Annotated in this window: 9 protein-coding genes, 1 pseudogene and 1 riboswitch; of the genes and pseudogenes, 6 read left to right on the forward strand and 4 right to left on the reverse strand. The window is 71.5% G+C overall.

What is annotated here, in order from left to right:
- Positions 1 to 154 precede the first annotated feature (154 nt).
- Positions 155 to 1,255 carry a GNAT family N-acetyltransferase gene (locus Asi03nite_RS34895; RefSeq protein WP_203684790.1) on the forward strand — a complete coding sequence of 367 codons (1,101 nt, stop codon included), beginning with the start codon at positions 155 to 157 and terminating at the stop codon, positions 1,253 to 1,255.
- A 436-nt stretch (positions 1,256 to 1,691) separates the two neighbouring features.
- A riboswitch (SAM riboswitch) is annotated at positions 1,692 to 1,824 on the forward strand.
- Positions 1,825 to 1,835: 11 nt separating this feature from the next.
- Positions 1,836 to 3,119: a threonine synthase gene (gene thrC / locus Asi03nite_RS34900; RefSeq protein WP_203684791.1), complete on the forward strand. Its 1,284-nt coding sequence runs from the start codon at positions 1,836 to 1,838 to the stop codon at positions 3,117 to 3,119.
- A 177-nt stretch (positions 3,120 to 3,296) separates the two neighbouring features.
- Here the strand turns inward: thrC and Asi03nite_RS34905 are convergent, their stop codons facing one another.
- On the reverse strand, positions 3,297 to 3,908 hold the full coding sequence (locus Asi03nite_RS34905) for a hypothetical protein (protein WP_239103147.1): 612 nt from the start codon (positions 3,906 to 3,908) through the stop codon (positions 3,297 to 3,299).
- Complete coding sequence (locus Asi03nite_RS34910) at positions 3,908 to 4,414, reverse strand: GNAT family N-acetyltransferase (RefSeq protein WP_203684792.1); 507 nt, start codon at positions 4,412 to 4,414, stop codon at positions 3,908 to 3,910. The genes Asi03nite_RS34905 and Asi03nite_RS34910 overlap by 1 nt, the downstream gene beginning before the upstream one ends.
- 383 nt (positions 4,415 to 4,797) lie before the next feature.
- Between Asi03nite_RS34910 and groL the strand changes: the two genes are divergently transcribed.
- Positions 4,798 to 6,420, forward strand: coding sequence for a chaperonin GroEL (gene groL / locus Asi03nite_RS34915; RefSeq protein WP_203684793.1), 1,623 nt, complete (start codon positions 4,798 to 4,800; stop codon positions 6,418 to 6,420).
- A gap of 37 nt (positions 6,421 to 6,457) precedes the next feature.
- On the opposite strand, the gene Asi03nite_RS34920 is transcribed toward groL, so the two are convergent.
- Positions 6,458 to 7,723 (reverse strand): MFS transporter, encoded by a 1,266-nt coding sequence (locus tag Asi03nite_RS34920; protein ID WP_203684794.1) that lies wholly within the window; start codon positions 7,721 to 7,723, stop codon positions 6,458 to 6,460.
- 25 nt (positions 7,724 to 7,748) lie between these two features.
- Between Asi03nite_RS34920 and Asi03nite_RS34925 the strand changes: the two genes are divergently transcribed.
- Both Asi03nite_RS34925 and Asi03nite_RS38290 read left to right on the forward strand, forming a co-directional pair.
- Entirely contained in the window at positions 7,749 to 8,660 is a 912-nt protein-coding gene (locus Asi03nite_RS34925; protein ID WP_203684795.1) for a winged helix-turn-helix transcriptional regulator, read from the forward strand.
- Positions 8,661 to 8,680: 20 nt separating this feature from the next.
- Positions 8,681 to 8,911, forward strand: coding sequence for a hypothetical protein (locus Asi03nite_RS38290; protein WP_239103148.1), 231 nt, complete (start codon positions 8,681 to 8,683; stop codon positions 8,909 to 8,911).
- Between the two features lie 2 nt (positions 8,912 to 8,913).
- Here the strand turns inward: Asi03nite_RS38290 and Asi03nite_RS39045 are convergent.
- Positions 8,914 to 9,087, reverse strand: a pseudogene (locus tag Asi03nite_RS39045) (Ig-like domain-containing protein); the annotation flags it as partial.
- On the opposite strand from Asi03nite_RS39045, the gene Asi03nite_RS38295 reads away from it, so the two are divergent.
- A partial coding sequence (locus Asi03nite_RS38295) for a hypothetical protein (protein ID WP_239103149.1) occupies positions 9,002 to 9,310 on the forward strand: 309 nt, incomplete at its 3' end. The pseudogene Asi03nite_RS39045 and the gene Asi03nite_RS38295 overlap by 86 nt on opposite strands.

The following is a 9,310-nucleotide window of genomic DNA, read 5'->3' on the forward strand; positions in this document are numbered from 1 at the left end:
GGAGTCGCGTCCGGGTGTCGGCCTTGCGCCCGCCGGCCTTGCGCGGCGTGTCGGCGTCGCGCGGCGTGTCGGCGTCGCACCCCCGCCCGCCTGTCTCGCGCGCCGGCCGGTCCGATGCGTTGACCGGCTCTCCCTGGAACCGCAGGATCGGCCGGTGGCTGATTACAACATTCGACCGGCGGCGGTGGCCGATGCTGCCGGGATGGTCGCGGTCTGCGCCGAGATCCACCCCTATCTGGTACGGGGTGAGGCCGACACCAGGCGCACCATCGCCGACCCGCCGGCCGGGGAAGACCGGGCGGCATTCGTCGCCGAGCTGGACGGCGAACTGGCCGGGTGGGTCTCGGCGTATCGCGACGTCCGGTCCGCCGAGGCCGGGTTCGGCAAGGTCTCGCTGCTCCAGGTGCTTCCCGGCGCCCGCCGCAAGGGCATCGGTGGCGCGCTGCTGGCCGCGGCCGCCGCCCACCTCCGGGCGGCCGGGATCGTCCGGGCCGGTGCCACCGCCACCCCGGACGGGTTGCGGTTCGCTCGGCGTCACGGCTTCGAGGCGACCCGGGAGCTGCGTTATTCCGCTCTGGACCTGACGCGGTTCGCCACCCCTCACCCAGCGGACCCCAGTTCGACGACACGGCGAGACGCGCAGCCGCGAAGCGCGGGGTCAGGAGACGCGCGGCCGGGCGACGCGGGGCCGGAAGACGCGCAGCCGGGGGACGCACGCCTGGGGTATCCGCTTTCGAGAGACGCGCGGCCGGTGAGCACACGGGCAGGGGATCTGCGCTCGGACGGCGCCCCGGCGGTTCCGGTTCCGCCGGGTGCGGTGCGGCTGGTCTCGCTGCGTGAGGTCGACGCGGAGGAGTTCTACCTCGCCGACGCGGCGGCGGCTGTCGACGAGCCCGGGGACGTCGTGCCGCAGGCCCCTTCGTTCGCATCCTGGCGCTACGACATCTGGGACAATCCCGACCTCGACCACGGCTTGAGCACGGTAGCCGTCGTCGACGGGTCGATCGTCTCCTTCTCGCTGCTGATCCGGGCCGGAACGCGAGTCTGGTCGGACATGACCGCGACCGTCCCGGAGCACCGCGGGCGCGGCCTGGCCCTCCAGGTCAAGATCGAGGCCTTGCGCCGGGCCGCGGCCGTCGGCGCGACCACGGCGTTCACCGCCAACGACGAGTCCAACACCCCGATGCTCGCGATCAACACGCGGCTCGGCTACCGCCCGGTCGCCACCCAGTACGCCTGCGTCGCCGACCTCTGACCACCAAGCCCGCCGCCAGCTCCGGCTCGGAGGACGGCGGATCGTGCGGCCCTCCACGGCTGGCCCCGGTCCGTCGGAGTGTCCCGGCACACCGACGCGTTTCTGGCGACCAGCCGAAAAGCGTGGGCTGGTGCTGGACGGTGTCTCTCGGAGGCTGGCTCACCCTGGTGGCCAGCCGGAGGGTGCGCGCTGTGGGTGAGGGTGTCGGGCGTGCTGACTCGTCTCCCGCCGGCTCGGTGGGAACGACGGTTCGTGCGCGCCGGGCGTACGGCATCGGGAATCCGAAATCAGGGTTTTGTCCGAAAAATGATCACGAAGGGCTAAGGGCGGGACGGCGCGGCACCCGCGGACGGAACCGGAAGGAGCTGGCTCACACCTCGGGAACTCACTGGGGAATCGCCGATCCTTCGTCGTAAGCTTCGGGAAACAACTGAATACCTCATCCAGAGGGGCAGAGGGAACGGCCCTGTGAAGCCCCGGCAACCACCGCGCATGTCTCGATGACGAGGCCGCGCGCGGCAGGTGCTAATTCCGTCCCCGCGGCAGGTCGCCGCCGGGAAAGATGAGAGGGAAGGCCTCGATGACGTCCACCGTCACTGCACCCGCCGCTACCACCAGCTCGCCCGCCCGCGGCCTCGTCTGCCGCGCCTGCGGCACGGAATATCCGCTCGCCGCGCAGCACGCCTGTTACGAGTGTTTCGGCCCGCTCGAGGTGGCCTACGACGAGGCCGCGCTCGCGCGGGTGACCCGGGCCGAGATCGAGGCGGGCCCACAGAACATCTGGCGGTATGCGGCGCTGCTGCCCGCCGGCCAGGACCCAGCGACCCGGGTGACGCTCGACCCGGGCCTGACGCCGCTGGTCAGCGCCCCGCAACTCGCCGCCGAGCTGGGCCTCACCGGCCAGCTCTGGATCAAGGACGACTCGCAGAACCCGACCCACTCGTTCAAGGACCGGGTGGTCTCGGTGGCGCTGACCGCCGCCAAGGAGCTGGGCTTCACCCGCTTCTCCTGCGCCTCAACCGGCAACCTGGCGAACTCGGTGGCCGCCCACGCGGCCCGCGCGGGCGTGCCGAGCATCGTCTTCATCCCGTCCGACCTGGAGCCGGGCAAGGTCGTCACGACCGCTGTCTACGGCGGCGACCTGGTCGCGATCGAGGGCTCCTACGACGACGTGAACCGGCTCTGCAGCGAGCTGGTGGAAACGGACGAGTTCGAGGACACCGCATTCGTCAACGTGAACGTCCGGCCGTTCTACGCGGAGGGTTCGAAGACGCTCGGTTACGAGGTGGCCGAGCAGTTGGGTTGGCGCATCCCGGCTCAGGTGGTCATCCCGATGGCCTCCGGCGAGCTGCTCACCAAGGTGGACAAGGCGTTCAGCGAGCTGGTCGAGATCGGACTGGCGGAGGCGCCGGCGGGCGGCTGGACGGTGTTCGGCGCGCAGTCGCAGGGGTGCAACCCGATCGCTGTGGCGCTGCACAACGACACCGACGTGATCACCCCGGTGAAGCCGACCGGCATCGCGAAGTCGCTGAACATCGGTGACCCGGCTGCCGGTCCGTATGCGATCGAGGCGGTCCGCCGCACCGGCGGCTGGATGGACTACGCGAACGACGAGGAGATCCGCGAGGGCATCCGGCTGCTCGCCCGGACCACAGGAGTGTTCGCCGAAACCGCCGGCGGCACCACTGTCGCGGTGCTGAAGAAGCTGGTGGAGAGCGGCAAGCTGGACCCGGCGAAGGAGACAGTCGTCTACAACACCGGCGAGGGCCTGAAGACGCTGGACGCGATCGCCGCGGAGGTCGGGCCGACCCACCGGATCAAGCCGTCGCTGCGCGGCGCGCGCGAGGCGGGCCTGTTGGGCTAACTGTCGGTAATCGGCCATCTGCCGGTTGTCGAATATTCCTACCTCCGAGGACTTGCGCGCCGATCTCCGGATGGGCAGGATGCTTGTCGCGGGAGGACGCGACGCCGTAAGAGGCCCCTCACCTGAGCTTGGCGACAATCTCCGAGGGACCCAACGACCCCAGTGCTGACCCAATGGCTACGTGCCGGAGGTGCTGTGCGTCCGTCCTCCCGACCAAATTCTCCGCAGCCACGGGCGTAGTGGCAGCTCCTCCGGGTATCCGCCGGCTTTCAGCCCGGCCCGGCGTTCGAAATAATTGTGTACGCCGTAGGAGCCGGTCGCCAGATAGGACCAGCCACAAGCGACCCAGTACGCCGGCCAGAAGAGTGGCCCGAGCACCGCGTACTGCCCGGCGTGCCGGCTCTCGTGGGCGAGCAGCTCGGCCCGCTCCTCGGCGAGCAGCCACTCCGCGCTGCGCCGCGTGATGATCACCGAGCCGACCGTGAAGCAGGACGCCGGCGGCATCGGCAGCCGCCAGCCCTCGGCGATCAGCACCCCGTTGCGCCCGCGCCGGATCCTGGTGCGGGTGGCCAGCGCGAGGAGCAGCCCGGCGCCGGTGGTCCCGTTCGCGGCGGTGAGCACGGTCCGGGTGACATGCCGGCGTCGCGTGGCCGCGCCACGGCCGATGGCCCGGTTCGCGGCGGCGAGCACGGTCCGGGTGACATGCCGGCGTCGCGTGGCCGCGGCGTGGCCGGTGGTCGCCGGCCGACGGCGCGGGTCGCCGCCTCGGTCAGACGGTGGCGTGGCCATCAGAGCCGCCGTCGCATCTGGAGCTGTGTGAGAACGGGCACTGTCGGGTGTGGCAGGCGCACGCCGGTGTCCTCGAAACCCAGCTTCTCGTACGCCCGGACGGCCCGCCCGTTGCCCACCACCACTTCCAGCATCAGCTCGTGCCGCCCGGCCGCCGTGGACCAGTCGGCCACCGTCTCCACCAGGCTGGCGAGCATCTTCCCGCCCCGGCTGGCCGGCGTCAGGTAGACCGAGAAGACCACCGTCACCAGCGGCTCCTCCGGGATCTCGGTGCCGCCGGCGTGGCCGAGCAGTGGCCCGTCACCCGGGTCCGCCACGAATTGCGCCAGCTGCGGACCCTCGGCGGCCATCCCGAGCCGCCGGCGGTAGCCCTCGTGCGACCGGGCGGCCGCCTGGGCCAGTGTCTCCAGGAATGCGAGGGGACTGTCCGCGAGCATCTCCAGCCGCAGCGCGCGCATCCGCCCGGCATCCTCCGGGGTGACTCGGCGCACGGTCCAACTTTCCATGCGTTCTCAGTACCCGCAGCGGCCGCCGGGGGCAACCTTCTTGCCGCAAAACCGTCGCTGACCTGGGACTGAAGATCTTTCGCCGGTTTCCGGACCGGCCGTAGGCGTTTCGCGGGAAGATGGGGTTTCTTGCACTCGGTACCCGGGAGTGCTAAACAAGTGATTGGCACTCGCGCCCTGTGAGTGCCAAGCAGGTCGGGACGGTGGGGTTCCGGTCGCGGCGCCGCCATCGGCGCCGGGGCACGAAACCGGTCGTCGCGGGCTATCCGGCTCGGCCTGAGGACGTCACATCGCCAGGTGGTGACGTCCACAGACTTCCTCAAGTGTGCGGGGACGGGCCGAACCGGCCCGGCAACCGCGGATGTCCGGGAGGACAACGCCGTATGGCCAAGATCATCGCATTCGACGAGGAGGCTCGCCGGGGCCTCGAGCGGGGCATGAACCAGCTCGCCGACGCGGTCAAGGTGACCCTCGGCCCGAAGGGCCGCAACGTCGTTCTCGAGAAGAAGTGGGGCGCCCCCACGATCACCAACGATGGTGTGTCCATCGCCAAGGAGATCGAGCTCGAGGACTCGTACGAGAAGATCGGCGCCGAGCTGGTCAAGGAGGTCGCCAAGAAGACCGACGACGTCGCCGGTGACGGCACGACGACGGCGACCGTCCTGGCCCAGGCGCTGGTCCGGGAGGGCCTGCGCAACGTGGCCGCGGGCGCGAACCCGATGGCCCTGAAGCGGGGCATCGAGGCCGCCGTGGCCAGCGTCTCCGAGGGCCTCCAGCAGCTCGCCAAGGACGTGGAGACCAAGGAGCAGATCGCCTCCACCGCCTCCATCTCGGCCGGCGACACCACGGTCGGCGAGATCATCGCCGAGGCCATGGACAAGGTCGGCAAGGAAGGCGTCATCACCGTCGAGGAGAGCAACACCTTCGGGCTGGAGCTGGAGCTCACCGAGGGCATGCGCTTCGACAAGGGCTACATCTCGGCGTACTTCATGACCGACGCCGAGCGTATGGAGGCCGTCTTCGACGACCCCTACATCCTGATCGCGAACAGCAAGATCTCCGCGGTCAAGGACCTGCTGCCGGTCCTGGAGAAGGTCATGCAGTCGGGCAAGCCGCTGGTGATCATCGCTGAGGACGTCGAGGGCGAGGCGCTGGCCACCCTGGTCGTCAACAAGGTCCGTGGCACCTTCAAGTCCGTCGCCGTCAAGGCCCCGGGCTTCGGTGACCGCCGCAAGGCCATGCTCGAGGACATCGCCATCCTCACCGGTGGCGCGGTCATCAGCGAGGAGGTCGGCCTCAAGCTGGACGCCGCCGACCTGTCCCTGCTGGGCCAGGCGCGCAAGGTCGTCATCACCAAGGACGAGACCACCATCGTCGACGGTGCCGGCAACGCCGAGCAGATCCAGGGCCGGGTCAACCAGATCCGCGCCGAGATCGAGCGCTCGGACTCCGACTACGACCGCGAGAAGCTGCAGGAGCGTCTGGCCAAGCTGGCCGGCGGTGTTGCGGTGATCAAGGTCGGCGCGGCCACCGAGGTCGAGCTCAAGGAGCGCAAGCACCGCATCGAGGACGCCGTTCGCAACGCGAAGGCGGCCGTCGAGGAGGGCATCGTCCCGGGTGGTGGCGTCGCGCTGGTGCAGGCCGGCAAGACCGCGTTCGACAAGCTGGACCTGTCGGGCGACGAGGCCACCGGTGCCAACATCGTCAAGGTGGCCCTGGACGCCCCGCTGCGCCAGATCGCCGTGAACGCCGGCCTCGAGGGCGGCGTCGTGGTGGAGAAGGTGCGCAACCTGGAGCCCGGCCACGGCCTGAACGCCGCGAACGGTGAGTACGTGGACCTGCTGGCCGCGGGCATCATCGACCCGGCCAAGGTGACCCGCTCGGCGCTGCAGAACGCCGCGTCGATCGCCGCGCTGTTCCTCACCACCGAGGCCGTCGTGGCCGACAAGCCGGAGAAGACCCCGGCCCCGGCCGGCGCCCCCGGCGGCGGCGACATGGACTTCTGAGTCCAGCCGTAGAACCACCGCGAGAAGGCGGGCCGCGTCAGCGGCCCGCCTTCTCCGTATCCGCGCCGGCCGGCGGTTCGTCCGTGACCGGCGGGGTCAGATCTTCGAGGTCGCGCAGCCCGCGCACCGGTGACGTCAGGTAGATCACCGGTGAGATCACGGTGAGCGCGCCGAAGAGCAGCAGGGTGGTGCGCGCGCCGAGCGGCCCGGCCAGCGCGCCGGCCAGCAGACCGCCGAGCGGGATGGCGCCCCAGGACACGAACTTCACAGTGGCGATGACCCGGGACAACAGGTGCGGCGGGCTGGCCCTCATCCGGTACGTCCGGGTGGTCACGCTGAGCACCACCGTGGAGACCGCGAAGACCACGTTGCCGGCCGCGAACGCCAGGTAGGCGACCGGCCCGGTGCCCAGCGGGATCAGCAGCGCCCCGGCCACGCCGACCACCGCGGCCACGATCAGGGCGCGTGCGGTGCCGACCCGGGTGGTGAACCAGGTGGTCAGCGCGGCGCCGGCCAGTGAGCCGAGGCCGTCGGCGGCGAGCAGCAGACCCACCAGGCCGGGCTCCGCGCCCAGCTCACGGACCAGGTAGTAGGGGAACAGCGCCAGCATCGCGCCGCAGGTGAAGTTCGTCGCGGTGGCGTCCCACATGCACGGGCCGATGATCGGGTGCCGGACCACGTACCGGAAGCCCTCGCGGATCAGCGCGAGCATCGGCGGCCGGTCGCGGTCCGGCTCTACCCGGCGCTCGGGCAGCGTGCGCAGCAGCGCCGCGGAGAACAGATAGCTCGCCACGTCCGCGAACAGGGTGGGCACGGCGCCCAGCAACTGGACCAGCAGGCCGCCCAGCGACGGGCCGCCCAGTTGGGTGGCCGCGTGCGTGCCGGAGGTCAGGCTGTTGCGGGACTGCAGCTGCCCGGCCGGCACGATCTGCGGCAGGAACGTCTGGTTGCCCACGTCGAACAGCACTGTGGCGAAGCTGACCACGAGGGCCACCACGATCACCTGCGCGATCGTCAGCCGCCCGCCCCACCAGGCCAGCGGGATCGAGCCCACCGCGGCCGCCCGGACCAGGTCGGCGCCGACCTGGATCCGGCGCAGCGGCAGGCGCTGCACGATCACCCCGGCCGGCAGGCTGATCACCAGATACGCCAGGTAGGTGGCGGCGGTGATCAGGCCCATCTCGAAGGCGGACGCGTGCAGCACGGTCAGCGCGGCCAGGGGCAGTGCCACCCCGGTCACCGCCGAGCCGAGCAGGCTGGTCGCGCTCGCCGTCCACCAGCGCCAGAACGTAGTAAGTTCCATAATGGAACTGACTATAGTGATGAGCGTGAGGCAAGTCGACCTGGCAGACGTGGACTGCGGGATCACCCAGGCACTGGGCGTGCTCACCGACTGGTGGACGTTCCTGATCGTCCGCGACGTCGCGGGTGGGGTGACCCGCTTCGACGCTCTGCGGCGCGAGCTCGGGATGAGCCGCCGCGCGCTGGCCGAGCGGCTCGCCGCCCTGGTCGAGCACGGCGTGCTGCGCCGGCGGCGGTACACGGACCGCCCGCCGCGCTACGACTACCTGCTCACCGCGAAGGGGGAGGGCCTGCTCCCGGTGCTGCTGGCGCTGCAGGAGTGGGGTGACCGCTACGTGCTCGGCGACGGCTCGCTCACCGCCACCGCCGCGGCCGGCTCGGCCGAACACCGCCGCGCCCATGCGCTGACCGGCCGGCGCCTCCCGGAGATCCTGCTGCCGCGGCAGGACGGCTCGCTCACTCCGCCGGCCGACCCCGGCGTCTGGACCGTGCTGTTCTGCTTCCCGGGCGCCTTCGCGCCCGGCGCGCAGGGTTATCCGCCGCTCTGGGGCGACATTCCCGGGGCGCCCGGCTGCACGCTGGAGACGACGACGTACGGCGCCCGCGCGGAGACCTTCGCCGCCGCGGGCGCCCGGATCCGTGGGGTCAGCACCCAGCGCCCCGACCAGCTGAGCGCCTTCGCCGAGCATGCCGCCCTGCCGTACGAGCTGCTCTCCGACGCCGAGGGCCGGCTCGCCACGGCGCTGCGGCTGCCCACCTTCCGGGCCGGTGGGGCCGACCGCCTCAAGCGCCTGACGATGCTGATCGATCCGGCCGGCACGATCCGCGAGGTACAGTTCCCGGTCACCGACCCGGCCGCCTCCGTCGACGAGATGCTCGCCGTGGTGCGGGAGAAGACCGATCAGGTGGTACGCCGGGAGCCCGCCGACCGCACCTGAGCAGCATCCCGCCGACCGCGGTGAGCAGCCCTGCCGCGGCGAACAGAGGCATCGGTCCGGGCCCGCCCGTCGTGGGCAGCGCCGGCGGCCCGGAAGGCGGCGCGGGGCTCAGGCTCGACGGCGGCGCGGAGCCGGGGCCCGCCGGCGCGGAGCTGGCGCCCGGCGGCGCGGAGCTGGCGCCCGGCGGCGCCGGCACCGTCACGAGGATGGTGCCCGAGGCCACGTTGCCCTCCGCGTCGACGATCTCGTAGGTGAACGAGTCGGTCCCGATGAACCCGGGAGCCGGCGTGTAGGTCACCGAACCGTCCGGGTTCAGTCGCGCCGTCCCGTGCGCCGGCTGGGTGATCCGCCGGTCCGCCACCGGCCGTCCCAGGTCGTCCACGGCCGGCAGCGCGACCGAGACCGGCCGGCCGGGTGGCGTGGTCACCGCCTTGTCCGGCGCCTCCGGCGGCGCGACCGTCCCGGTCGGCGTGACCGTCGCACCGGGCGTGGTCGTGGTGCTGGGTGTGGTGGTGCTGGGCGTGGTCGTGGTGCCGGGCGTGGTGGTCGTGCTCGGCGTGGCGATGGTGCTGGGCGTGGTGTTCGTGCTGGGCGTGGTGGTCGTGCTGGGAGTCGTCGTGGTGCTGGGTGTGGTGGTGCTGGGCGTGGTC

Source organism: Actinoplanes siamensis (genome assembly GCF_016862395.1).
GTDB classification, from domain to species: Bacteria; Actinomycetota; Actinomycetes; order Mycobacteriales; family Micromonosporaceae; genus Actinoplanes; species Actinoplanes siamensis.